Source organism: Mycobacterium sp. NGS66, assembly GCF_059812225.1.
Genome location: NZ_JCALCG010000006.1, coordinates 192,407 through 215,140, shown reverse-complemented (window position 1 = coordinate 215,140; position 22,734 = coordinate 192,407). Strand labels below are relative to the sequence as shown.

Here is a 22,734-nt window from a genome sequence, read left to right as displayed (position 1 = left end):
CAATAGGGGACCGAATTTCGCGATGCGTGACGACCGGCAGTGTCGCGATCAGTTCACGTTCATCATTCGAGCGACCACCCGCATGGCGCCGCGGCTGACGGTGTGTCGTATCCGCTGCGCGGCCGGCCGTGGAATGGGTTGGGGCGCAGCGCCGAACCTCGGGAACAACGAGAGCGCGTTGGTGCGGTCGATGGCCGAGCGGGTGGCGGTATCGATCCCCGGATAGGTCTCCAGCCCGGCCGCAAATAGCTTCCCCGCGGCGACCGGCGCGAACGGCCAGTCTGATCCGAACGTGATGTGACCCGGCTTGGCGAAGGCCAGCAGCGTCGGCAGCGCTGCGCGCTGGAAGATAGGGCGGTGTCGAAGTAGAAGCTGGAGAATTCGTCGAGCAGATCGGCCGGGCTGCGGCCCGTGTCGGCGGTGATGGCCAAGGCCATCCGGTGGCTGGCATACGGGACGAAACCGCCGGCGTGGCTGAGGATGAACTTGATATGCGGGTAGCGCTGCCGTATCCCGTTGCGCACCAACAAATACGCCGCCCGTGTGGTGTCGAGCAGGAAATCGGCGGCGAACGGCGCGACGCCGGGCACGGTCGGCCCCGGCAATTCGGCGGGATGGATCAAGACCACCGCGCCGCGCTCGTTGAGGACCTCGAACAGCGGGTCCTGCCCGTTCTGTCCCAAGTACACGCCGGCGTTGTTGGCCAGCAGCACAACGCCGTCGGCCTTGAGTTCGTCGAGCGCCCGTGTGCTTTCCGCGACGGATTCGTCGATCCCTGGCATCGGCACCGTGGCGAAGAACCCGAACCGGTCGGGTTGCGCGGCAACCAGTTCGGCGCTGTAATCGTTGAGATCACGCGCCAGCGCTGCGGCATCGGCCATAGGCAGGAATGCGACGCCCGGGGTGGACACCGACAGCACAGCTGCGGCGACGCCGAGTTCGGCCATGGCTCGCAATGACGCCTCAAGGCTCCAGTCGGGCAGCGCGCGTCCGCCGGCTTCGTCGATCCCCGCTTGCTGCAGGGCTTTTCGGTAGTCGGGCGGGATCATGTGGTGATGCGCGTCGATTCGCAGCATATAGGCCTCCCGTCAGTCGTCGCGGATCCCGGCGCCGGCCAGCGCCGGGACGACGTTTTCGCGATGCAGCAATGATTGTCCCGCGGTCTTGAATTGCGCCAGCTTGTCGATGATCCGCTCGCCCTCGCGGGTGTGACCCCAGATGCTGATGCCCTGGTGAGTGGTTGGCTCCCAGGTCTTTTCGTCGACCACGATGGGGTTCCAGCCCACTTCCCATTCGAACCCCGAAGGCGTTATGGCGTAGAAGGACAGTTCGCGGTCGTTGGTGTGTTGGCCGACACCGAGGGCCATGTGGAAACCGAGTTGTTTGACCCGCTGATAGGAAGCGACCATGTCGTCGAGCTCGGCGACCTGAACATTGAGGTGCTGCACCCGGGTGCGGATCGGGTTGATCGGCAGCCGGTTGACCGCGGCGATCGCCACCGAGTGGTGGCGTTCGTTCACCCGAAGGAAGCGAATCTTGAATTTGAGGCCGCTGATGGTCTCGTCGATGTAGTCGGACAGGCGGGCATCGAAGACTGTGTTGTAGTAGCCGCGCAGCTGGTGGGGTTTCTTCGATGTGATGGCGACATGACCCATGCCGCTTTGGCCGGTGACGAAGCCACCGCCGATCCGCATGGCAAGTGGCGCGTTGCCGGTACGGGCGCGGGTGAAGATCTCTTGCGCAAGACCATTGGGTCCGGGAAATCGCACCAGCCGTTCGACGCCGCGCAGTGCTGCCTCTTCGGGAGTACCTTCCGTCACCGGAACCCCGTGGCCGGTGACGCGAGCAAGGATTTCATCGAAGGTGGCGTGGTCGTCGAGCTGCCAGCCCAGCGCAGTGACGTCCTCGGCGGTACCACGCTGCAACAGAAAGCGACATTCGTTGTCGTCGAGGCGGAACCGCATCACGTCGGGCAGCGTTTCGTCATAATGCATGCCGATGGCGTCTTGGCCGAAACGGCGCCAGTCGGCGAACTTGTCGGTCTCGATGACGATGTAGCCGAGGTGAACATTGCCGAACACGGTCATGATGCAAAAGCCGATCTTTGCGAAAGGAAATCGGACACAAGTTGATTGAACAGTTCGGCGCGCTCCCACTGCAGCCAGTGGCCGGTGTATGGGGTCATGACCAACTGTGCGTTGGGCATCAGGTTGAGCAACAGCGGTCCTCCGCTTGGGCGGTTGACCTTATCGTCGCGGCCCCAGAGGATCAGGGTCGGTGTTGCCAACTGCCCAAGCCGTTTGTCGCGGGTTAGGTCCATGCGCCACAGGGTGCGCAGGGCCAGCGGTCCCGACGGCCGGCGCAATGGCGGATTGGCCACCACGTCCGGTTCGTTCGACGCCTGGTATCGCAGGTCGATCAGCTCAGCGGGCACTGAGGCGCCGTCGTAAACCAGATATGTGCGGATGAAGGTCTCCAGCATGGCGCGGCTGGGCCGGTCCCCGCCGTAATAGGAAAGCAGGCTTCTCAGACCGGCAGTCGGCGCGCTTCGGGTGGTCCCGATACCACCGGGACCCATCAGCACCAGCCTGCCCACCCGGTGCGGTGTGTCGAGTGCTAACCGCAGTGCCGCCGCGCCGCCGTAGGAGTTGCCGACCAAATGCGCGGAGCCGATGTCTAATTCGTCGAGCAGTCCACGGATACTGTCGGCCAAGTAGCCGAACGGGTCCGACTGGTCAATTCCCTTGTGGGAGCGACCGTAGCCGGGCATGTCGGGAACGATAACGCGGAACCGCTGGGCAAGTGCGTCGATGTTGCGTGAGTAGTTCGACACTCCGGAGGCGCCGGGGCCGCCGCCGTGCAGCATGACCACTGCCGGGCCAGTGCCGGTTTCGGCGTAAAAGATCGGTTTACCCGCGACCGTTACGGTGCGTTCGTCCAGTGCGGTAGTCATGCGATGGCTCCTGTGCGGGTGGCCGGGCGTGCGGCGCCAGCGGTGTAGCCGGCCGGGGGCGGCGGCAGGGGCTTCCCGGATTCCGCTGCGGCGTAGATGAATCCGTCGGGACGTACCACCACCGCGGCTGCCTTCTTTTGCTTTAGCCAGGGCAGCAGAGTGCCGTCTTTGTCGCGAATTGCGTCGAGCGGGGCGGGCCCGGTTCCGCATAACCGCAGCGCCGGCACACCAAGTTCCGTCCACGCCCGGCTCCCCGATGGAGCGTCGCCGGTGTAGAGCAGTGCCCACTGGCCGCCGATGACGTCGTCGAGTCGGACGGTGGCGCCCTTGGTGTCCACGACCCACGGTTGCGGAATCTGCCAGCCGGCCGCGCGGTGACCGGCTGCCAGGAAGCCGGTTTTGTAACGCGCCTCGGGGACCCACATCGATTTTTGCAGCCAGTTCGTCACCGCCGATAATGGCATGATGGCCCGGAGGGCGCGATTGCGAAGCGCGGCAATGATTTTGTTGCGTTCGGTGATGATCCGGCCGACGAACACCGCCCGTCTGGTCACTTCGGTGACGTGGGGCTTGCGTTCGGCCTGATATGAGTCCAGCAGTACGTCCGGCGCCTGTCCGCGCAGCACGGCGGCGAGCTTCCAGCACAGGTTGGCCGCGTCGCGCACACCCGCCGACATGCCTTGACCGATCCATGGCGGCATGGCGTGGGCGGCATCGCCGGCCAGGAAGACCCGTCCCACCCGCCAGCGGTCCGCGACGCGAACGTGATGGCAATAGACCACCGCGCGCAATATCTCGACCTGGTCCTCGGTGATGCCCTGGGCGTTGAGAACCTTCCACACCTCTGCGTCAGAAACCAACTTCGAGGCGTCCTCACCCTCGCGGGCTGGATATTCCCAACGGTGGTGACCAAGCGGGGTCGGGCAGTCGACGGTGGGACGGGCCGGATTGCAGTGGAACCGTAATCGGTCGTGTGCGTCCCATTGCCGGATCACCTTGGTGTCGATGACGACCCAGCGTTCCGCGTAGGTGCGTCCGGAATAGCCGACGCCCAACTGCCCACGGGTCGGTGACGAGCCGCCATCGGCGGCGATGACGTACGACGCCCGCAGCCGCTTGAAAGTGTCGGTCCGCAGGTCGGCCAGCATCAGCTCGACCGCGTCGTCCTGCGTGACCACCCGCAGACATTCGTGCTCCACCAACACTTCGACATTCGGGAACCGGGCAACCCCGTCGCGCAACACCTGATCCACGGCGGGCTGATAGAGGAATTGCTGCGGCGGATGCCCCATCCCGTGGGAGTTGATCTTCAGGTCGATGAAGGGCGCCCCGGCGTGGTCGACGAACGCGATCGGCCGGTCCGGCAACATATCCTGCTGCAACCGGTCCGCCAGACCGACGGACTGCCAGATCCGCATGACTTCTTCGTCGGTCGAAATCGCGCGCGCCCGGCCATAGACGTCCGGATCACGTTCGATGACAACGACTTTCAGGCCGAGTTGGCCCAGGAGGTTGGCCGCGGTGGCGCCGGTGGGGCCATACCCGATCACGGCCACGTCATATGTTGTGGGGTCGGTCATTGCCGCTCATCTCCTAAGGCTTGTTCTGTAGTGATCATTACGGTAATGTAGTGATCGCTACAGAGTCAAGACCTGATTGCGGCGGAGGTTCGATGGCCGAAAAGCAGGCTCCAAAACGCCGGCGGGGCCGGGCCGATGGTGAATTGTCGCGCGCCCGAATCCTGGACGCGGCAACCGAGATCGCGGCCGAACGCGGGTACGAGGGAACCAGCATCGCGTTGGTGAGCGCCAAGTGCGGGTTGCCGGCCAGCTCCATCTACTGGCACTTCAAGGACAAGGACGACCTGATTGCGGCGGTCATCGAGCGCAGCTTCGGCGCCTGGGAGGCGGCATGGGTGGTCCCGGAGAGTGGCCCCGTCGAGGAGCGCTTCCTTGTACTGGCGACTCAGATCGCCAAGGCGCTGCTTGATGCCCCGGACTTCATCCGGTTGGGGTTGATGCTGGCGCTGGAACGTCGGCCCACCGAACCGCGTGCCCGCACGATGTTTCTTCAGGTCCGCGCTCAGGCATTCGAAGAACTGATTGCGAACTTTCGAAAATTCGCTCCCGGCTTGACCGACGCCGATGCCCACCAACTGGCGATCTATGCGATGGCGGGTGCCGACGGCCTGTTCATCGCCAAGGAGGTCGGTGGCGACGCGGTCGATCTGGTCGCGTTGTTCGAGCTGCACGGCCGCGCGATCTACGATATGGCCCGCCGGCTCATCGATGGACAGGCGGCGCGGTGATGCTGAGCGCGGTGCAGGTCGCTGAGGCAGCCGACTTCTTGCACGCCGCCCAAATCGACCGGGCGCCAATCGATCCACTCACTGTGCGTTATCCGAGCCTCGACGTCGCCGACGCCTACGCGATCCAGCAGGCCAACCTGTCGCGGCGGTTAAGCGCCGGACACACGCTGGTCGGCCACAAGATCGGGCTGACCTCCCAACCGATGCAGGAACTGCTCGGCGTCGACGAACCCGACTTCGGCTACATCCTCGACGACATGGTGGTGGAGGGGGCAGCTGTCCCGGCGGCGCGGTTCTGCGCGCCGCGGGTCGAACCCGAGGTCGCCTTCCTGTTATCTCGGGCACTGCGGGGACCCGGGGTCACGGTCGATGACGTGCGTGCAGCAACCGAAGCCGTCGCCGTCGCGCTGGAGATCGTCGACAGCCGCATCGCCGACTGGCGACTGACCCTGCCCGACACCGTCGCTGACAACGCCAGCTCAGGAGCCGTAGTGTTGGGTGACTGGGTTACCGATACCGACCGGGCTGACTTGGCGAACGCGCGGGCATCATTGTCGCTCAATGGAATTGACGTCGACTCTGGCCTTGGCTCGGCCGTGTTGGGTGACCCGGCTGCGGCGGTGGCATGGCTGGCCAACGCGCTGGCTCCGTTCGGCACCGAGTTACTGCCCGGCCAGTTCGTCATGTCCGGCTCGTTCACCACGGCCGCTTTCGTCCGCGGCGGCGATCACGCCACCGCCACCATCAGTGGCCTCGGTACCGTGTCGCTGAGCTTCAGCTAGGTAAACTCATGACGACACAACATCATTGGCCGGTCGCGATCATCGGGTCGGGCAACATCGGCACCGATCTCATGATCAAGATCCTCCGCGGCGGTGGCCCCTGCGGGTGGCCGCGATGGTGGGCATCGAAGCTGACTCCGACGGACTTGCCTGCGCCGCCCGGCTGGGCGTGCCGACCACCGCTGACGGCGTCGAGGGCCTGCTGGCCATGCCTGAATTCGCCCAGATCCAACTCGTTTTCGACGCCAGCTCTGCTGACGCGCACCGCGCCAACTGGACTCGATTGGCAGACACCGGAATACGGATGCTGGACCTGACGCCAGCCTCGATCGGGCCGTTGTGTGTGCCGGTGGTCAATCTCGATGACCACCTCGACGCGCCGAACCTGAACATGGTCACCTGCGGCGGGCAGGCGACCGTACCGATCGTCGCCGCAGTGGCCCGGAGCGGAATCGTTTCCTACGCAGAAATCGTGTCGTCGATCGCGTCGAAGTCCGCCGGCCCGGGCATCCGTGCCAACATCGACGAGTTCATCGAAACCACCGCGGTCGCACTGCAAGTCGTCGGCGGAGCGCAGCGCGGCAAGGCAGTCATGATCCTCAACCCCGCCGACCCGCCGGTGCTGATGCGCAACACGGTCTACTGCTTGGTCGACGGTGATTGTGACCATCAGCAGATCGAGAAGGACATCGTAGACATGGTCGACAAGGTCAGGACATACGTGCCCGGCTACCGGCTCAAGCAACGGGTGCAATTCGAAACCTGCACCGCCGACGATCCGCTCTACATCCCGGAGACGGGAAAGTTCATCGGCACCCGGGTGACGGTGATGCTCGAAGTCGCGGGCGCCGCCCACTACTTACCGGCATACGCGGGCAATCTCGACATCATGACCTCGGCGGCGAAAGCCACGGCTGAACGCATCGCGGCGCACGACACCGAAATCGCCGGAGCCACACCATGAATCTGTACATCAGCGACGTCACGCTGCGCGACGGCATGCACGCTGTCCGGCACCAGTACAGCATCGAGCAGGCGATCGCGATCGCCAAGGCGTTGGACAACGCCGGCGTGGATTCCGTGGAGGTCGCGCATGGCGACGGGCTGGGTGGGTCCAGCTGTATCTACGGCTTTGGCGCGCACACCGACCTGGAATGGATCGAAGCCGTCGCCGATGTTGTCACCCGCGCCAAGATAGCCACTCTGCTACTGCCCGGCATCGGCAGCGTCCGCAACCTGGTGGATGCGCACCGGGCGGGTGCCGGCGTCGTGCGCGTCGGCACTCACTGCACCGAAGCGGATATCTCGGCGCCATACCTGGCCGCTGCCGGTGAGCTCGGGATGGACGCCGTGGGCTTCTTGATGATGAGCCATCTGAATACTCCATGGGGCTTGGCAGAGCAAGCCAAACTCATGGAAGGCTACGGGGCGACATGCGTCTACGTCGTCGACTCCGGCGGAGCCCTGACCATGCGCGATGTCGCCGACCGCGTCGATGCGTTGCGTCAAACCCTCTTGCCTACAACGGAAATCGGCATACACGCGCACCACAACCTATCGCTGGGAGTGGCCAACTCGATCGTCGCTGTCGAACACGGCGCCAATCGAGTCGACGCGTCGCTGACCGGGATGGGTGCCGGTGCCGGCAACGCGCCGTTGGAGGTGTTCGTCGCCGCCGCCGAGAAGCTGGGCTGGGATCATGGTTGCGACTTACACGCACTCGAGGACGCCGCCGACGACATCGTCCGTCCGTTGCAGCACCGACCGGTTCGCGTCGACAGGGAAACGCTGACGCTGGGTTATGCGGGGGTGTACTCCAGCTTCCTGCGGCACGCCGAGGCCGCCGCCGAACGCTACGGCATCGACGCGCGCACCCTGCTGGAGGAGGCCGGCCGCCGCGGGATGATCGGGGGGCAAGAAGACATGCTCGTCGATATCGCATTGGATCTCGTCGCCGCCGAGGACGCAACGTCATGACTGGCTCACGGATGTCTGACGAGCAAACGGGCTCGACGTGAAGCTCGCGGCATGTGAACTGATTTACCCAGACGCAGCCACCGAGGCGCTTAGTCACACCAGCCACATCCATCCCTGCGAAGCTGGGTCGGTGATTCTGCAACTCGATATCGCGGGCGCTATCGAATTACAACCCCTCACATGGCCCGGAATCTTGATACGAGAGTTGCTGCAGTGACGATATCCGCTAAGCGATTTGTGCGTCCCTTCGCGGCCGCTACTGCTGATGGTTGCGGCCGGCTACTTCAGTTCCGACGACGACAGGCCGAGCAGCCGGCGCGCGACCACCAACTGCTGGATCTGCTGGGTGCCCTCGAAGATATCCAGGATCTTGGAGTCGCGGGCCCACTTCTCCAGCAGCGACTGCTCGGAATAGCCTGTGGTGCCGGCCAATTCGACCGACTTACAGGTGACGTCGCTGGCCATCCGGCCGGCCTTGGCCTTACTCATCGAGGCTTCTTTGGAGTTGGGAATGTTGTTGTCTGCCTGCCAGGCCGCCCGCAGCGACAGCAAATAGCTGGCCTCCCAATCGGCTTCCATGCGCAGGAATTCGGCCGCCGCGGCGCTCTGCACATGGGCGGGCCGGTCGTAGTCGATCTCCACTCCGGCGTTGGTGAGGATCTTGCGGATTTCCTCCAAGGCGGCGCGACCGATCCCGACGGCCATCGCGGCGACAATGGGCCGGGTATTGTCGAAGGTCTCCATCACCCCGGAAAAGCCTTTGCCCTCTTCGATTTCCGGGTTACCCAGCAAGTTGTCCTTGGGAATGCGGGCGTTGTCGAAACGAATCACCGCCGTGTCGGATCCCTTGATACCAAGCTTGTGCTCGAGGCGCTCCACCGTGACACCGGGGTGCTCACGCGGCACGATGAACGACTTGATCGCCGCACGGCCTTTTGACTTGTCCAGCGTGGCCCACACCACGATGTGGGTGGCCCGCGAACCGGCGGTGACGAAGATCTTCTCGCCGTTGATGACGTACTCGTCGCCGTCCAGCGTCGCCGTCGTCGTGACCGCCGCCGAATCCGACCCGAACCCGGGCTCCGTGATAGCCATCGCGGCCCACACCTTGCCCAGCCGTTCCAGTTGCTCGTCGGTGGCCACCGCGGAGATGGCGGCGTTGCCCAGCCCCTGATAGGGGATGGACAGCATCATTGCCACATCGCCCCAGCTGGCTTCCATCGTCTGAACCAACGCGGCCATGTTGGCGCCGTTGTGATTGTCCTCTTTGTCCTCACTGTCGCGTAGTGAATCGGCTCCGGCGAAGCTGAATGACTCCGACGCTCCCTCGAACAGACTGATCAGCGTGTCCAGTTCGACGGGGTACTCGTGTTCCTTCAGGTCGTACTTGCGGGCGATGGGCCGCACCATCTCTGCGACACCCTGATGCGTTTTGGTGATCACCGCTTGCAGTTTGCGCGGTAGCTCCAGATTGATTGCCATGATTGGTCTTTCGCTTGGCTTGGACTAGATGAGGACGACGCCCTCGGCGACGCCGATGGCCCGCAAATCGCGGTACCAGCGTTCGACCGGGTGCTCTTTGGTGTAGCCGTGGCCGCCGAGCAGCTGCACGCCGTCCAGACCGATCTGCATGCCCTTGTCGGAGCCGAGCCGTTTGGCCAGCGCCGCTTCGCGGGCAAACGGCAGGCCCTGCTCGGCGCGCGATGCGCCGCGCCAGGTGATCAGCCGCAGCCCGTCAAGCTCGATAGCAATGTTGGCGCACATGAACGCCACGGCCTGACGATGAGCGATCGGCTCGCCGAATGCCTGGCGTTCTTTGACATAGGGCACGACGTAATCGAGCACCGCGTGCGACGTGCCGACCGCGAGGGCGGCCCAGCCGAGCCGGGACAGCGCGACCGCCTCGGAGTAGTCGGCGTCGGTGGCCTCGTCCTCGCCGAGCCTGGCGTTCAAAGGCAGCGAAACCCCGGACAGCTCAACCTGACCCAACGCCGCGGCGCGCACACCCATGCTGGGATCTGCCCTGACCGTCAGGCCCTCGCTGGACGACTCGACGATGAACAGCGCCGGCTTGCCATTCAGCTGTGCCGCGACGATGAACAGTTCGGCGTTGGCCGCCGCGGGAACCAGCGACTTCACCCCGTCGAGTCGGTATCCGCTCGGGGTGCGCGTTGCGGTGGTCTTGAGCCGGGTCGGGTCGAACAACGCGTGTGGTTCGGCGATGGCCACGCAGGCTTGCGGAACATTGTCGCCCGCAAACTCTTTCAGGTATGTGGCCTGCTGGTCGGCGCTGCCCCAGTGGGTTAGCGCGGACGCCACGCCGCCGGGCGCCAGGATCGGCAGGGCCAGACCCATATCGCCGTAGGCCAGCGCCTCGGCCACCAAGACGTTGGTCACGCTGGAGCGATGTGCGGCGATGCCGTCGAAGTCCTCGGGGATGTTGATCGCCGTGATGCCCAGTTCGGCTGCTTTGGCGATCAGATCGGACGGGTACGTCGCGGCGTTGTCGGCGTCGTGGGCGGCGGGCCGCAATACCTCTGCGGCGAATTCGTTGACGGTCTCGACGATCAGCTTCTGGTCGTCATCGGGCGTCAGGTCGAAGTAGTTCTTGTCGCTGGACTTCAGCCGGGTTGGCGTACCGCGCAGGTTCTGCACTCGCTTGAACTGACGGCTGGTGGCGCCCAGGGTGGAGAACATCTTGTTCACGCCGTAGCGCAGCGATCGGTTGAGTGGATCGCGCAGGTGGTACTTGTCCAGGAACTCCTGACCGACAATCGGCGTCAGCAGGGCCAGCGAGATGTCGATCCCGGTCCGCTTGTGCGGCTGCAGCCCGACACCGGTCTTGCGGCCGCGTCGCCTGCGGCGAGGACGTGAGTTCGCCGAAGGATTCGACGCGGAGTTCGAAGCAGAAAGGGTTTTGGTCATGTGTGCAGCCTCGGTTGTGGGGGCGATGCCAATAACCGTATCTTACTCCGGAGTAAGATAGCTAGTCGCGTGTTAATTAATTCACACGCCGGGCGCGTTAAGCCTGTTCAGCACCTGCTCGTGTAGTAGGCCATTGGTCGCCACGGCACTTCCCCCATGCGGGCCGGCGGTGCCGTCCAGGGCGGTAAATCGTCCGCCGGCCTCCCGCACCAGGACGTCGAGGGCCGCCAGGTCCCACAGCGACACCTCGGGTTCGGCGGCGATGTCGACGGCGCCTTCGGCCACCAGGCAGTAGGACAGGAAGTCGCCGTAGCCGCGTACCCGCCACACGGCATCGGTGAGCTCGACGAAGCGTTCGCGCAATCCCAGCTGCGCCCAGCCCGACAAGCTGGAGAACGACAGGCTCGCCGAACTCAGCTCGGACACCGACGACACCGACAGCCGCCTGGGCCGTGCGCCCTGCAGAGCTGCAAACGCTCCCAGGCCGCGCGCCGCCCACCACCGCCGCTGCAGGGCCGGTGCGCTCACCACGCCCACCGACGGAACGCCGTCGTCCAGCAACGCGATCAAGCTGGCCCACACCGGCACCCCGCGCACGAAGTTCTTGGTACCGTCGATCGGATCGATCACCCATTGCCGACCGCTGAAAGTGCTTGTGCCGCCGAATTCTTCGCCCAGGACGCTGTCCTCGGGCCGGTCGCGGGCGAGCACCTCGCGCAGGGCGGCTTCGACGGCCCGATCGGCGTCGGTCACCGGCGTCAGATCCGGCTTGGTGTCGACATGCAGGTCGAGTGCGCCGAACCGGGTTGTGGTCAACGCGTCAGCACGGTCGGCCAGCGTCAGCGCCAGCGTCAGATCGGGGTGGGTCATGTCAGCAGTCCTACCATTGCCTGATGTGGGAATTCCTCCTTCTGATCCTGTTGGTCGCCATTCTGGTGACTTACCTTGCGCCCTGGCTCCGCCGCCCGCGGGGTGACCAGGTGGCCGGCACGCTGCTGGTCACCGGAGTAAGCCCCCGGCCGGACGCCGACGGTGAGCAGTTCGTCACCATCGCCGGTGTCATCAACGGTCCCACCGTCAACGAGTACGCGGTATATCAGCGCATGGCCGTCGACGTCGAAAACTGGCCGACCATCGGCCAGTTGATGCCGGTCGTGTATTCGCCCAAGAATCCCGACAAGTGGTGGTTGGCACCGTCCGAGCCGCCCACCTAGCCGACTCAGCGGCTTTGGAAGCTCTCGGCGACGCTGCGCAGCAGTTCCGGGTGCCGTAGGAACGGGGTGATGATGTCGACCGGGAGCGGGAAGACCACTGTCGAATTTTGGTCCGCCCCCAGCTCCAATAACGTTTGCAGATAACGTAACTGCAGTGAGGCCGGGCTCTTGGAAAGAGTTTCCGCGGCTTCTCGCAGCTCCTCCGAGGCCTGCAGCTCGCCACGGGCATTGATGACCTTGGCGCGCCGTTCGCGTTCGGCTTCTGCTTCGCGGGCCATCGCGCGCTGCATCGACTCGGGAATCTCGACATCCTTGATTTCCACCACCCGAACCTGCACGCCCCATGGTTCGGTCATTTTCTCGATGATGGTGCGCAGATCGCTGTTGAGGTCTTCGCGATGGGCTAGCAGGGTGTCCAGGTCGGCCCGGCCCAGTAGCGATCGCAGGGTTGTCTGCGCGATCTGCGAAGTCGCCACCGCATAGTTCTCCACCGCCAGAATCGCTTTCAGCGGATCTACCACGGCGAACATGACGACCGCGTTGACGCGGGCCGGCACATTGTCGCGGGTGATCAGCTCCTGGGGTGGGATGGTCAAGGTCACCAGTCGCTGATCTACCCGAATAAGCCTGTCCACCAACGGAATAAGGAATCGAAGGCCGGGTTGGTACAGACGCCGGACATGACCCATCCGGAATACCACCCCGCGCTCGTACTCGCGAAGTACGGTCGCTGAGAAAAATGCGACCACTGTCAGCACTGCGATTGCCGCGGCGACAACGCCGATCACTGCTCCGGTACCGATGTCTTGTCCTCCTTACCTTCCCGGCCGCCCCATCGCGTGGAGTATCGGTTGATGGCGGCGGCCACCTGATCCTCCAGCGCGGTTCGATGCGGGAGGTGGTCCGGTGCATTGGAGGGAGTGTTCCACAGATGGCGCGCCAGCGGCAGTGAAAGCAGCAGGACGACGACCACGGTGCCCGTCAGCACCAGCACGTCGCTGACCGAATGGCTGGAAATCAAGGTCGCCAAGGGCATCACGATACCCAATGCCGCCACGCAGCAGGCGATCCCGCGATGGAAACGCCCGGCATCCGAATGCGGCCACGGGTCGATCTCGCGACTGATCTCGCGGCCGTGATCCGATGTGGTGCAACGCGATTTGACCGGGCAGCTGTTGCAGACCACCGGCAGCGCCCGGTACCGCATTACCCGGTGCTTGGGGTCGAACGAACTCGGCCACAGCCAGTGATCCTGCGGACACACCCATGCGTCGTGGTCCGGCCGGTACACGAATTGGCCTGTGCGCCAACGCGCTGCATGCACCGAAGCGCGCCGCGCCATCGCGTCGAAGCTCCATCCGAAGATCAGCAGGACCAGCGAGTAGCCGGCGACCAGCCAAACCGACGTGCCCGGCGCGGACATCCGTCAGTCCCTCGCTTCGATCGGAGCCTCGTCGGCCTCCGCGGCGGGCTCGGTGTAGAGCGGATGTTCCGGCATCTCTTCCAAAATGGTGCCCGAGCGGAAATGACGCAGTGCCGTCCACGCGATCCAGACGAACGGCAGGACGCCACCGACGATGAGGATCACATCTCCGGGCATCCGCAGCCATTCGATGACGGCGTTGCCCGGCTTGGTGATGTAACCCAGCGATCGCGCCTCGAAGTAGCCGTCGTTGACCGAGTGGAACAGCTGCAGCACCCCCAGCGGCAGCAAGGTGGCGAACACCATCCATGCCAGGCCGATGTTCATGCACCAGAACGAGATTCGCGCCAGCCTGTCCGGCCATTTTTCCGCCGGAATCACATAGCGGAAGGCGAACATGGCCAAACCGACGGCGAGCATGCCGTACACGCCCATCATCGCGGCGTGTCCGTGATTTGCCGTCAGCGCGGTCCCGATCTGGTAGTAGGACACCACCGGCAGGTTGATCAGGAACCCAAAGATGCCTGCTCCCAAGAAGTTCCAGAAGCCCACCGCGACCAAGAACATGACTGCCCAGCGATGCGGGAACGGCTTGGCGTCACCGGACTGCTGACGCGCACCCAGCTGCAGGAACGCCCACGCCTCGACCGTCAGGAACGTCAGCGGGATCACCTCGGCCGCCGAGAAGAACGCGCCCAGCGCCATGTGCTCGACCGGAGTGCCGGAGAAGTAGAGGTGGTGCATGGTGCCGATGACACCGCCGGCGGAATACAGGATGATGTCAAGGAAGATGACGCCCAATGCAATTCGTTCGCGCACCACACCGAGCAGCACGAACATGTAGGCCACCATCACGGTGGTGAACAGTTCGAGGAAGTCCTCGACCCACAGGTGCACCACCCAGAACCGCCAGAAGTCGGCCACGGTGTAGTGGCTGTCGCTGGGGGCCAGCATCCCCACCGTGTAGAACACCGGAATCGCCAGGCCGGAGAAGAAGAACAGCCACGGCATGTTCATCTTCGACTCGCCTTTGAGCCGGGCACGCATGCCGCGCCAGATGATCGCGATCCACACGAACATCCCGACGATCAGCAGGATCTGCCACAGCCGCGGCAGGTCGAGATACTCCCACTGCTGAGAAAGCAACCCGCCCGGGGGGATTACGCCGTAGATGGAGAGCGCTTCGCAGATCAGCGAACCGAACACCACTACTGCGACCGCGCCAAGCAGCACGTAAGCCAGTACCCCTTGACGTTTCGGCTCCCGACGGGCGATGAACGGCACCAGGAAGATGCCGCCGGCCAGAAACGCTGCCGCGGTCCAGAACAGCGCGAGCTGCAAATGCCAGGTGCGGGCCAGGTTGTACGGCAGCAGACGGGCCAGGTCTATGCCGAAGAAGGTCGACAAATCAGCCCGATAGTGTTCGGCCGCAGCGCCCAGCAGCGTCTGAGCCAGGAACAGCAGCGACACAATCGCGAAGAACCAGATGCAGGCCCGCTGCGCCGGTGTCAGGCCCACCTCGCCCGGCTGGCGAAACGACAGCGTGGATGTCTCGGCACTGTGCCAGCCCACCTTCTGACTCCAGCGTCCGTAGACGGCGAACATGATTCCGATGCCGCCCAGCAGTGCGATCAGCGAGAGTGCCGACCACACGACCACCGAGGCGGTCGGGCCGTTGTCGACTCGCGGTTCTGCGGGCCAATTGTTGGTGTAGCTGTACTTGTGACCGGGACGGTCGGCAGCGGCGGCCCATGCCGTCCAGGCGAAGAACGCGGTCAGTTGGCGAATTTGTGCTTTATCGGTGATCAGTTGCGGCAGTAAACCGTATTTGGTGGAGTTTTCACCGAAATATGCTGCGTAGTGGCGTTGGATTCGGTCGAACGCCGCGGCCTGCCGGTCGGTGAACACCAACGTCTTGGTGTCGGGGTGGTACCGATTTGTCCGGAATTCGTTGACCACGCGGTCGTGTGGCTCGGTCACGCCCTGCGCGCGGAATTGACCGGCGACGTCGTCGGTGGCCATGCGCAGATATTCGGCGGTGTAGTCGGGCCCGAGGTAGGCCCCATGGCCCAGGACCGAGCCGTACTGCATCAGTCCGCGGGCCTGGTACAGCTCTTGGCCTTTGGTGATGTCGTCGCCGGTGAACAGCTGCTGGCCCGACTCGCTGACTACCTTGTCGGGCATGGGCATCGACGCCGTATAGGTGCGATACGCCAGGATGCCCATCACCAGAAAGCCGAAGATCATGACCAGGGCGACGCCCTGGATCCAGCCTTTACTGACCAGTGGTTGGGATGACGGCTGCTGCTCGGTTTGCCGAATGGACACTGCGACGACCTCTCGTGACGAGGGGCGACTGCCGGGCGATATTCACGCGACAACGCCGAACCTGGGTACTGCCGTGGCGACAACCCTAGTTTTCGATGCATACCTGTCAAAGGGACCAATGGCCCTTAATTGAGGACTAATGCCCACTACGGAATACGGCTCTCGCTCAATAGCGTGAATTTCGAACCAAACGCTCGGCAAAGGAGTCCGCGATGAGCACCATTCAATCAGCCCCGGCAGTCGTGGTGGGCGTGGACGGGTCCCGCGCGGCGATTCATGCGGCGCTATGGGCCGTCGACGAGGCGGTGAGCCGCGACATCCCGCTGCGCCTGGTCTATGTCATCGACCCGCTGCAGGTCTCGGGTGGCGGCAGTTACGACGGCCGGCAGACCATCGCCCGGGCGGCGCTGTACGAGGCATACCGGGCGGTCGACGCCACCGGCAAGCCGGTGAAGATGGAAACCGAAATCCTTTGGGGCAGGCCGCTGACCAAGCTGATGCAGGAGTCGAGGTCGGCGGCGATGATCTGTGTCGGCTCGATCGGGCTCAACCACGCTTGCCGCGGCGAAGGCACCGTTGCGGCGACCCTGGCCGGATCGGCCCTGTGCTCCGTTGCTGTGATCCACCGACCGCTCGATGCTTCCGGTGGCCCCCAAATCGGTGCCGTTGTCGCAGGAGTGGACAATGGTGTGGTGCTGCGACACGCGTTCGAGGAGGCCAGGCTGCGGGGAGTTCCGCTGCACGTGATCTCCGCGCACGTTGGCGACGCCCATGAGTCGGAGTGCGAAAACCGATCAGCGCGAACGCAACTGGACCACCGGCTGGCCCGCTGGACACGCTTGTACCCGGACGTGCGGGTCGAGCCGACCGTCATAACCGAGAGTGTCGCGCACTACCTGGAGCGCAACGCGGATTGCGGCCGGGTGTTCGTCACTGACGCACACGCAGCCAGGCACCTGTGTGGTGCCTACACCGCGGGATGTTCGATGCTGACCGTACGCTGCGGCAATTTGTAAGGGACCGTGAGGAGCAGGCGCCTTGGTAAAGGTCTTCTTGGTCGACGATCACGAGGTGGTGCGGCGTGGGTTGATCGACTTGCTGGGCGCCGATCCCGAACTCGATGTCGTGGGAGAAGCAGGGTCGGTCGCCGAGGCGATGGCCAGGATTCCCGCGGCGTGCCCGGACGTTGCGGTGCTCGATGTGCGACTGCCCGACGGGAACGGCATCGAGTTGTGCCGAGATCTGTTGTCGCGCATGCCGGATCTGCGCTGCCTGATCCTGACGTCGTACACGTCCGACGAGGCGATGCTGGACGCGATCCTGGCCGGCGCCAGCGGGTACGTCGTCAAAGACATCAAAGGGATGGAATTGGCGCGTGCCGTCAAAGACGTCGGTGCCGGTCGGTCCCTGTTGGACAATCGCGCCGCGGCCGCGCTGATGGCGAAACTGCGCGGAGAGAACGAAAAGCACGACCCGCTGTCGGGTCTGACCGATCAGGAGCGGACGCTGCTGAGTTTGCTCAGCGAAGGGCTGACCAACAAGCAGATTGCCGACCGGATGTTTTTGGCCGAGAAGACGGTGAAGAACTACGTATCCCGGTTGCTGGCCAAGCTGGGCATGGAACGCCGAACGCAGGCTGCGGTATTCGCAACGGAATTGAAGCGCTCACGTCCGGGCGACGGATGAATTGCCCGGCATGACCGATACCGACGATGCGAGTGTGCGCCGCCTGCGCGAGACGTTGTCGCAGTTACGCTTGCGCGAGCTCTTGGTGGAAGTCCAAGACCGCGTGGGGCAAATCGTCGAAGGCCGGGACCGGCTGGACGGTCTGGTGGAGGCCATGCTGGTGGTCACCTCGGGGCTGGAGCTCAACGCGACGCTGCGCTCGATCGTGCACTCGGCAACCGATCTGGTCGATGCCCGCTACGGCGCCCTGGAGGTGCACGGGCGGGACAACAAAGTGCTGCACTTTGTCTACGAGGGGGTCGACGAGGAAACCGTCCGGCGGATCGGCCACCTGCCCGAAGGTCTCGGCATCATCGGCCTGCTCATCGACGAGCCCAAACCCCTACGGCTGGACGATATCTCGCTGCACCCCGCCTCGGTCGGTTTTCCGCCGAACCACCCGCCGATGCGGACCTTCCTGGGGGTGCCGGTTCGGGTACGCGACGAATCGCTCGGCACGCTCTACCTCACCGACAAGACCACCGGCCAGCCGTTCAGCGACGACGACGAGGTACTGGTCCAGGCGCTGGCCTCGGCCGCTGGTATCGCGATCGCCAACGCCCGGCTCTACGAGAAGGCCAGGGCACGGCAGTCCTGGATCGAGGCCACCCGTGATATCGCGACGGAGTTGTTGTCCGGCACCGAACCCGCGACGGTCTTCCGCCTCGTCGCCGAGGAGGCGCTGAAGCTCACCGGGGCGGACGCGGCGTTGGTGGCCGTCCCGGACGAGGACGCGCCGGCAGCGCGCGAGCTGCTGGTGATCGAAGCTACGGGTGTGGCCGCCAATGCCGCTGCCGGGCAGGTGATTCCGGTGACTGGTACCCCGGTCGGGGAAGTTTTCGTCAATGGCACTCCGCGGCGGGTGGACCGGATAGATCTGGACGGTCTGGTTGACCCGGGTCCGGCGCTGTTGCTACCGCTGCGCGCAACCGGCACCGTCGCCGGTGTGGTCGTCGTGTTGCGGCAAGGCCGGCAGAGTTCATTCAGCGATGAACAACTCGAGATGATGGCCGCATTCGCCGATCAGGCCGCGATGGCTTGGCAGCTGGCCACCTCACAGCGGCGGATGCGCGAACTCGACGTGCTCACCGACCGCGACCGCATCGCTCGCGACCTGCACGACCACGTCATCCAGCGGCTCTTCGCCGTCGGCCTCTCCTTGCAGGGCGCCGTTCCCCGGACGCGTGAACCCCTAGTGCAGCAACGACTCTCGGCAGCCATCGACGATCTTCAGGCCGTCATCCAGGAAATCCGGACCACAATCTTCGACTTGCATGGGGCGTCGCAAGGCATCACCCGGCTGCGGCAGCGCATCGACGAGGCGGTGGCACAATTCGCCGGATCGGGTTTGCGCACCACCGTCCAGTACGTCGGGCCGTTGTCGGTGGTCGGCGGCGCGCTGGCCGACCACGCCGAGGCAGTGGTCCGCGAGGCGGTGAGCAACGCAGCACGGCATGCGCAGGCCACCACGTTGACCGTTCGGGTCAGCGTCGAAGACGACCTGAGCATCGAGGTGAGCGACGACGGACGGGGGATGCCTGACGAGTTCACCGGCAGCGGTCTGACGAATCTGCAGCGGCGCGCGCAGCAGGTGGGCGGTGAATTCACCGTCGAGACCCTGCCCGCCGGCCACGGAACATTCTTGCGCTGGTCAGCGCCGCTCGTCCAGTAACCCCTCAGGCCACTCGACCACGCGGGAGAGCGTGCGCCGTGGCGTGGCAGGCAACGGATCGGCATTGATCGGTGCCCAGCCCACGCGCAGCAGCATCTGCGGGTAGCCGCTTTCGCCGAAGACGTCGGCGCGGATCGCCTCGCGGGTTTCGCGGACTTCCAGCGGTTCGGTGATGGGACAGCTCGCCAGTCCTATCGCCGTGGCTGTCAGCAACACGACGCTGGTGGCCTCGCCGGCGCGCAACCGGGCCAATCGGTCGTCTCTCTCGGTGCCCAGCGCCAGCAGCGCGGCGTTGTCGTCGGCGGGGGAGGCGCCGGACGGTTGGGCCAGTCCCGGTCCGGCGAACACGCGGCCGGGAATGGGTGCGCCGGGGTCGGTGGGCGGTATGTTCCGGGCCGGGACGCCCGCCACCGAGCCATACCGGCCGCTCCACATGGTGAGCTCACGCAGATAGTCGTCACTGGACATGTGGTTCCAGACAGCTTGCGTCACAATATTTTTCATCCGGTCCAGGGCGTCAACCTGCCGAAGCATGACCCCGCTTCGAGCCGCCCGGGCGGCCATCAGGGCGATGTCTCCGCCGGCCACCGGCCAGGAGCTGTAGGTCCGACGGTCGGTTCGCCGCCGCGGTATGGCCGCCGCCAGCGCGATGTCGGCTTGATCCGGGGTGTGCGGCCGGACCTCGATCGTGGCGAGGTGCCGCGGGTCGTCGGGCTGGGGCAGGCGGTGCACCTTGGCTTGCCAGCCCATCGACGCCAACGCGACAACGCAGTGATGCAACGCGATGCCGCAGCTCACAATCAGATCACGCCCGTCCGGGTCGGTGCCTAGCAACTGCATTTCCGGCTCGGAGTACAAGTCCAGACTCGCGGTGCCAACGCGCCACCGCCACGGTTGTGTGTTGTAGATCGACGGGGCACGAGTGGCCAGCGTGAGGACTGTCCGAAGCGTCTCGGCGTCGGGGAATTCAGCGTCCATGGCTGCCTTTCTGCTCAGACAAGCCCTGATGTCGACACCTGTAGCCATGACATCAAGGATCGTCCGGTCCGGCCGATCGCGGCAGGGCAGGAAGCCTTCGGCAGTGAAGGACTTTCGGCCCTGCCCGAGCCGCCGCCATCAGACGAAAGTGGTACTGAGAGTTGCAGTAAGCCCGCAGGGAGGTCGTCAATCATGAACCAGCTGACCACACTCGATGCGGGGTTCCTCAAGGCGGAAGACGCCGATCGGCGGGTGAGTCTGGCAATCGGCGGCCTCGCGGTCATCGAAGGACCGGCACCCGAGCAGGACGCGCTGGTGGCGGAGGTCGGTCAACGGATGCGGGCCTGCCCCCGGTTCGGTCAGCGGTTGCGACTGCGTCCGTTCGATCTCGGCGCTCCGGAATGGATTGACGATCCGAACTTCGACATCGAGCGCCACGTGCGGCGCATCGCCCTGGCGCATCCCGGCGACGAACGTGAGCTGCACCGAGTGATCGCCGATGTGATGGCGCGGCGCCTGGACCGCGATCGACCACTGTGGGAGCTCTGGGTCATCGAGGGACTCACCGACGATCGGTGGGCGATGCTGACCAAGGTGCACCACTGCATGGCCGACGGAATCGCGGCCGCTCACATGCTCGCCGGCATGTGCGATAACGGCATCAGCGAGAGCTATGCGCATCGCTTGCGCACGGCCGCGGGCGTCCAGGAGCCTGAGAAGGCGTGGTCGGATCCGATCACTGTGCTGGGTCGCGTGTGGAAGGCGCCGGGTGCGCTCATGGCGGGTATGGTGCGGGCCGCGCAGGGCGCTGGCGAGATAGCCGCCGGATTGCTGAGCCCCGCACCGTCGCCCCTGAACGGACCGCTGAGCACCATGCGTCGCTACAGCGCGGCACGCGTTGCGCTGAGCGACATCGAGGAGGTGCGCCAGACATTCGGTGTGACGATCAATGATGTTGCGCTGGCGGCGATTACCGAAAGCTACCGCAACATTCTGCTCGAACGTGGCGAGCAGCCGACGCCTGAATCCCTGCGAACATTGGTGCCGGTTTCGATGCGGGCCGCCGACGCATTCGACAAGACCGACAACCGGGTGTCGGTGATGCTGCCGAACCTGCCGGTCGACGAAGACAATGCGGTGCAGCGGCTGCGGACCGTACATGCGCGAATGGATCGGACCAAGGCCGGCGGCCAGCGGCAGGCCGGGAACGTGTTTGTGTCCCTGGCGAATCGCATGCCCTTCGCGCTGACCGCGTGGACTGCCGGGCTGCTGATGCGGCTGCCGCAGCGCGGTGTGGTGACCGTGGCGACCAATGTGCCGGGACCGCGCCGTCCACTCCGGATGATGGGCAAGCGGGTGCTCGGGGTGTTTCCCGTTTCGCCGCTGGCGATGCACCTGCGGACCGGCGTCGCGATGCTCAGCTACGCCGACCACTTGTTCTTCGGGATTCTCACCGACTACGACGTGGCTGCCGACGCCGACCAATTGGCTCGCGGGATCGAAGCCGCGGTAGCTCGTCTGGTAGGGATCAGTAAGCGGCGCAATGCTTCTCGCACCCGCGGACCACTGTCCCTCGTCGTGTGACCATGACTGTGCCGGTTATCGATATCGTCGACCGCTCGGACGTGGAAGCGCTGCTGCGACGCTTCTACGGCCGGGTCTTCGGCGACGATGTGCTGGCGGCCCCGTTCGCCGACCTGCGGACGAGGGGACTGGACGCACACCTCCCGACAATGTGCGACTTCTGGGAGACCGTGCTGTTCCGCGCCGGGCGCTACCGGGGCAGCGCACTCGTCGCGCATCGTGACGTGCACCAGCGGACCCCACTGTCCGCAAGCCATTTTGTGCGCTGGCTCAGGATCTGGCACGACACCGTCGACGAGATGTATCAGGGCACGACGGCCGAGCGGGCAAAAGTCCAGGCGACCCGGATCGCGTGGGCGATGCAGCGCCGGCTTACCGGTGTTGCCGCGACCGAGCTCGATGCCTTGCTCGCACGCTCATGACGCGAAGCTGGCGTGCGGGTCTGGTTCGGGACCGAACCTGAACTGACGGCCGGTGATTTCGGACGGTGTCACCCGTACGAAGTGAACCTTGGGCATCGCGGTCCACGGCATCAATTGCGCGCGTTCGGCTTCCGCGATCTCGGCATCGGTACGCAACAGCTTTGCGCGACCCCTGACGATCACGCTCCAGCCCTCGGCGACGTCGTGGTCGTCGGCCTCGAACAGCACGGTGTTGCTGGCCACGGCCGAGAACAATTTGGTGCCCTCGGCCGTCCGAAACAACACGGTCCGGCCCTGGACGGCATAGTTGACCGGAAAGATCTCGGGCTCGCCGGCAAACGTGGTAACCAGTCGGCCCAGCGCGACACCGCCCAACCGGCGCCAGCTTTCGTCTTCGGACAGGATGGTGACGGGCTCCTCGGCCATGGACTCAACCTTTCTCG

The 22,734-nt window shown here is 64.9% G+C and carries 20 protein-coding genes and 2 pseudogenes; 10 read left to right on the top strand and 12 right to left on the bottom strand.

The annotated features are described in order from the left end of the window. Positions 1–48: 48 nt before the first annotated feature. The 4 genes and pseudogenes from AC5Y2L_RS14455 to AC5Y2L_RS14440 all read right to left on the bottom strand — a co-directional run bounded on the left by AC5Y2L_RS14455 (position 49) and on the right by AC5Y2L_RS14440 (position 4,533). A pseudogene (locus AC5Y2L_RS14455) lies at positions 49–1,076 on the bottom strand (amidohydrolase family protein). Between the two features lie 12 nt (positions 1,077–1,088). After that, positions 1,089–2,087: a VOC family protein gene (locus AC5Y2L_RS14450; protein ID WP_499935876.1), complete on the bottom strand. Its 999-nt coding sequence runs from the start codon at positions 2,085–2,087 to the stop codon at positions 1,089–1,091. Then, on the bottom strand, positions 2,084–2,953 hold the full coding sequence (locus AC5Y2L_RS14445) for an alpha/beta fold hydrolase (RefSeq protein WP_499935878.1): 870 nt from the start codon (positions 2,951–2,953) through the stop codon (positions 2,084–2,086). The genes AC5Y2L_RS14450 and AC5Y2L_RS14445 overlap by 4 nt, the downstream gene beginning before the upstream one ends. Next, positions 2,950–4,533, bottom strand: coding sequence for a bifunctional 3-(3-hydroxy-phenyl)propionate/3-hydroxycinnamic acid hydroxylase (locus AC5Y2L_RS14440; protein ID WP_499935879.1), 1,584 nt, complete (start codon positions 4,531–4,533; stop codon positions 2,950–2,952). The genes AC5Y2L_RS14445 and AC5Y2L_RS14440 overlap by 4 nt, the downstream gene beginning before the upstream one ends. A gap of 92 nt (positions 4,534–4,625) precedes the next feature. On the opposite strand from AC5Y2L_RS14440, the gene AC5Y2L_RS14435 reads away from it, so the two are divergent. The 4 genes and pseudogenes from AC5Y2L_RS14435 (at position 4,626) to dmpG (ending at position 8,020) form a co-directional block, all read left to right on the top strand. Beyond that, positions 4,626–5,261 (top strand): TetR/AcrR family transcriptional regulator, encoded by a 636-nt coding sequence (locus AC5Y2L_RS14435; RefSeq protein WP_499935881.1) that lies wholly within the window; start codon positions 4,626–4,628, stop codon positions 5,259–5,261. Continuing rightward, entirely contained in the window at positions 5,261–6,043 is a 783-nt protein-coding gene (locus AC5Y2L_RS14430; RefSeq protein WP_499936184.1) for a 2-keto-4-pentenoate hydratase, read from the top strand. The genes AC5Y2L_RS14435 and AC5Y2L_RS14430 overlap by 1 nt, the downstream gene beginning before the upstream one ends. A gap of 8 nt (positions 6,044–6,051) precedes the next feature. Continuing rightward, positions 6,052–7,007 (top strand): annotated as a pseudogene (locus tag AC5Y2L_RS14425) (acetaldehyde dehydrogenase (acetylating)). Continuing rightward, positions 7,004–8,020, top strand: coding sequence for a 4-hydroxy-2-oxovalerate aldolase (dmpG, locus tag AC5Y2L_RS14420; RefSeq protein ID WP_499935885.1), 1,017 nt, complete (start codon positions 7,004–7,006; stop codon positions 8,018–8,020). Before AC5Y2L_RS14425 ends, dmpG begins: the two are co-directional and overlap by 4 nt. Before the next feature lie 279 nt (positions 8,021–8,299). Here dmpG and AC5Y2L_RS14415 read toward each other — a convergent pair whose 3' ends face one another. The 3 genes from AC5Y2L_RS14415 to hisN form a co-directional block, all read right to left on the bottom strand. Next, entirely contained in the window at positions 8,300–9,502 is a 1,203-nt protein-coding gene (locus AC5Y2L_RS14415) for an acyl-CoA dehydrogenase family protein (RefSeq protein ID WP_499935886.1), read from the bottom strand. A gap of 24 nt (positions 9,503–9,526) precedes the next feature. Next, the gene (locus AC5Y2L_RS14410) at positions 9,527–10,945 is read right to left on the bottom strand and encodes an acyl-CoA dehydrogenase family protein (protein WP_499935887.1); all 1,419 of its coding nucleotides are present in this window, start codon (positions 10,943–10,945) and stop codon (positions 9,527–9,529) included. An 81-nt stretch (positions 10,946–11,026) separates the two neighbouring features. Beyond that, on the bottom strand, positions 11,027–11,815 hold the full coding sequence (gene hisN, locus AC5Y2L_RS14405) for a histidinol-phosphatase (protein WP_499935888.1): 789 nt from the start codon (positions 11,813–11,815) through the stop codon (positions 11,027–11,029). A gap of 23 nt (positions 11,816–11,838) precedes the next feature. On the opposite strand from hisN, the gene AC5Y2L_RS14400 reads away from it, so the two are divergent. Next, positions 11,839–12,159, top strand: coding sequence for a hypothetical protein (locus AC5Y2L_RS14400; protein WP_499935890.1), 321 nt, complete (start codon positions 11,839–11,841; stop codon positions 12,157–12,159). Positions 12,160–12,164: 5 nt separating this feature from the next. Here AC5Y2L_RS14400 and AC5Y2L_RS14395 read toward each other — a convergent pair whose 3' ends face one another. Genes AC5Y2L_RS14395 through AC5Y2L_RS14385 form a run of 3 tightly spaced genes read right to left on the bottom strand, consistent with a single transcriptional unit; the run spans position 12,165 to position 15,829 of the window. After that, positions 12,165–12,962 (bottom strand): slipin family protein, encoded by a 798-nt coding sequence (locus AC5Y2L_RS14395; protein ID WP_499936185.1) that lies wholly within the window; start codon positions 12,960–12,962, stop codon positions 12,165–12,167. Further along, positions 12,944–13,582, bottom strand: a complete 639-nt coding sequence (locus AC5Y2L_RS14390) for a hypothetical protein (protein ID WP_499935891.1) — start codon at positions 13,580–13,582, stop codon at positions 12,944–12,946. Before AC5Y2L_RS14390 ends, AC5Y2L_RS14395 begins: the two co-directional genes overlap by 19 nt. A gap of 3 nt (positions 13,583–13,585) precedes the next feature. Continuing rightward, positions 13,586–15,829, bottom strand: coding sequence for a nitric-oxide reductase large subunit (locus tag AC5Y2L_RS14385; protein WP_499936187.1), 2,244 nt, complete (start codon positions 15,827–15,829; stop codon positions 13,586–13,588). Positions 15,830–16,122: 293 nt separating this feature from the next. Here AC5Y2L_RS14385 and AC5Y2L_RS14380 point away from each other — a divergent pair, with 293 nt between their 5' ends. Genes AC5Y2L_RS14380 through AC5Y2L_RS14370 form a run of 3 tightly spaced genes read left to right on the top strand, consistent with a single transcriptional unit; the run spans position 16,123 to position 19,307 of the window. Beyond that, a complete protein-coding gene (locus AC5Y2L_RS14380; RefSeq protein ID WP_499935893.1) occupies positions 16,123–16,926 on the top strand; it encodes a universal stress protein in 804 nt (267 codons plus the stop codon). A gap of 22 nt (positions 16,927–16,948) precedes the next feature. Then, positions 16,949–17,596 carry a hypoxia response regulator transcription factor DosR/DevR gene (gene dosR, locus AC5Y2L_RS14375; RefSeq protein ID WP_499935894.1) on the top strand — a complete coding sequence of 216 codons (648 nt, stop codon included), beginning with the start codon at positions 16,949–16,951 and terminating at the stop codon, positions 17,594–17,596. Positions 17,597–17,606: 10 nt separating this feature from the next. Next, a complete protein-coding gene (locus tag AC5Y2L_RS14370) occupies positions 17,607–19,307 on the top strand; it encodes a GAF domain-containing sensor histidine kinase (protein WP_499935895.1) in 1,701 nt (566 codons plus the stop codon). Here the strand turns inward: AC5Y2L_RS14370 and AC5Y2L_RS14365 are convergent. Continuing rightward, a complete protein-coding gene (locus AC5Y2L_RS14365) occupies positions 19,287–20,285 on the bottom strand; it encodes an Acg family FMN-binding oxidoreductase (RefSeq protein WP_499935897.1) in 999 nt (332 codons plus the stop codon). The genes AC5Y2L_RS14370 and AC5Y2L_RS14365 overlap by 21 nt on opposite strands. A gap of 192 nt (positions 20,286–20,477) precedes the next feature. Here AC5Y2L_RS14365 and AC5Y2L_RS14360 point away from each other — a divergent pair, with 192 nt between their 5' ends. Beyond that, entirely contained in the window at positions 20,478–21,869 is a 1,392-nt protein-coding gene (locus AC5Y2L_RS14360) for a WS/DGAT/MGAT family O-acyltransferase (RefSeq protein ID WP_499935898.1), read from the top strand. A gap of 2 nt (positions 21,870–21,871) precedes the next feature. Further along, on the top strand, positions 21,872–22,291 hold the full coding sequence (locus AC5Y2L_RS14355; RefSeq protein ID WP_499935899.1) for a group III truncated hemoglobin: 420 nt from the start codon (positions 21,872–21,874) through the stop codon (positions 22,289–22,291). Here AC5Y2L_RS14355 and AC5Y2L_RS14350 read toward each other — a convergent pair. Further along, a complete protein-coding gene (locus AC5Y2L_RS14350) occupies positions 22,286–22,717 on the bottom strand; it encodes a pyridoxamine 5'-phosphate oxidase family protein (RefSeq protein WP_499935901.1) in 432 nt (143 codons plus the stop codon). The genes AC5Y2L_RS14355 and AC5Y2L_RS14350 overlap by 6 nt on opposite strands. Between the last annotated feature and the right edge of the window lie 17 nt (positions 22,718–22,734).

What these genes read in the sequence shown, in the direction of transcription:
- AC5Y2L_RS14450 (WP_499935876.1), bottom strand. Translation starts at nt 2,087, where the DNA reads ATGACCGTGTTCGGCAATGTTCACCTCGGCTACATCGTCATCGAGACC.
- AC5Y2L_RS14445 (WP_499935878.1), bottom strand. Translation starts at nt 2,953, where the DNA reads ATGACTACCGCACTGGACGAACGCACCGTAACGGTCGCGGGTAAACCG.
- AC5Y2L_RS14440 (WP_499935879.1), bottom strand. Translation starts at nt 4,533, where the DNA reads ATGACCGACCCCACAACATATGACGTGGCCGTGATCGGGTATGGCCCC.
- AC5Y2L_RS14435 (WP_499935881.1), top strand. Translation starts at nt 4,626, where the DNA reads ATGGCCGAAAAGCAGGCTCCAAAACGCCGGCGGGGCCGGGCCGATGGT.
- AC5Y2L_RS14430 (WP_499936184.1), top strand. Translation starts at nt 5,261, where the DNA reads ATGCTGAGCGCGGTGCAGGTCGCTGAGGCAGCCGACTTCTTGCACGCC.
- dmpG (WP_499935885.1), top strand. Translation starts at nt 7,004, where the DNA reads ATGAATCTGTACATCAGCGACGTCACGCTGCGCGACGGCATGCACGCT.
- AC5Y2L_RS14415 (WP_499935886.1), bottom strand. Translation starts at nt 9,502, where the DNA reads ATGGCAATCAATCTGGAGCTACCGCGCAAACTGCAAGCGGTGATCACC.
- AC5Y2L_RS14410 (WP_499935887.1), bottom strand. Translation starts at nt 10,945, where the DNA reads ATGACCAAAACCCTTTCTGCTTCGAACTCCGCGTCGAATCCTTCGGCG.
- hisN (WP_499935888.1), bottom strand. Translation starts at nt 11,815, where the DNA reads ATGACCCACCCCGATCTGACGCTGGCGCTGACGCTGGCCGACCGTGCT.
- AC5Y2L_RS14400 (WP_499935890.1), top strand. Translation starts at nt 11,839, where the DNA reads ATGTGGGAATTCCTCCTTCTGATCCTGTTGGTCGCCATTCTGGTGACT.
- AC5Y2L_RS14390 (WP_499935891.1), bottom strand. Translation starts at nt 13,582, where the DNA reads ATGTCCGCGCCGGGCACGTCGGTTTGGCTGGTCGCCGGCTACTCGCTG.
- AC5Y2L_RS14385 (WP_499936187.1), bottom strand. Translation starts at nt 15,829, where the DNA reads ATGATCTTCGGCTTTCTGGTGATGGGCATCCTGGCGTATCGCACCTAT.
- AC5Y2L_RS14380 (WP_499935893.1), top strand. Translation starts at nt 16,123, where the DNA reads ATGAGCACCATTCAATCAGCCCCGGCAGTCGTGGTGGGCGTGGACGGG.
- AC5Y2L_RS14370 (WP_499935895.1), top strand. Translation starts at nt 17,607, where the DNA reads ATGACCGATACCGACGATGCGAGTGTGCGCCGCCTGCGCGAGACGTTG.
- AC5Y2L_RS14365 (WP_499935897.1), bottom strand. Translation starts at nt 20,285, where the DNA reads ATGGACGCTGAATTCCCCGACGCCGAGACGCTTCGGACAGTCCTCACG.
- AC5Y2L_RS14360 (WP_499935898.1), top strand. Translation starts at nt 20,478, where the DNA reads ATGAACCAGCTGACCACACTCGATGCGGGGTTCCTCAAGGCGGAAGAC.
- AC5Y2L_RS14355 (WP_499935899.1), top strand. Translation starts at nt 21,872, where the DNA reads ATGACTGTGCCGGTTATCGATATCGTCGACCGCTCGGACGTGGAAGCG.
- AC5Y2L_RS14350 (WP_499935901.1), bottom strand. Translation starts at nt 22,717, where the DNA reads ATGGCCGAGGAGCCCGTCACCATCCTGTCCGAAGACGAAAGCTGGCGC.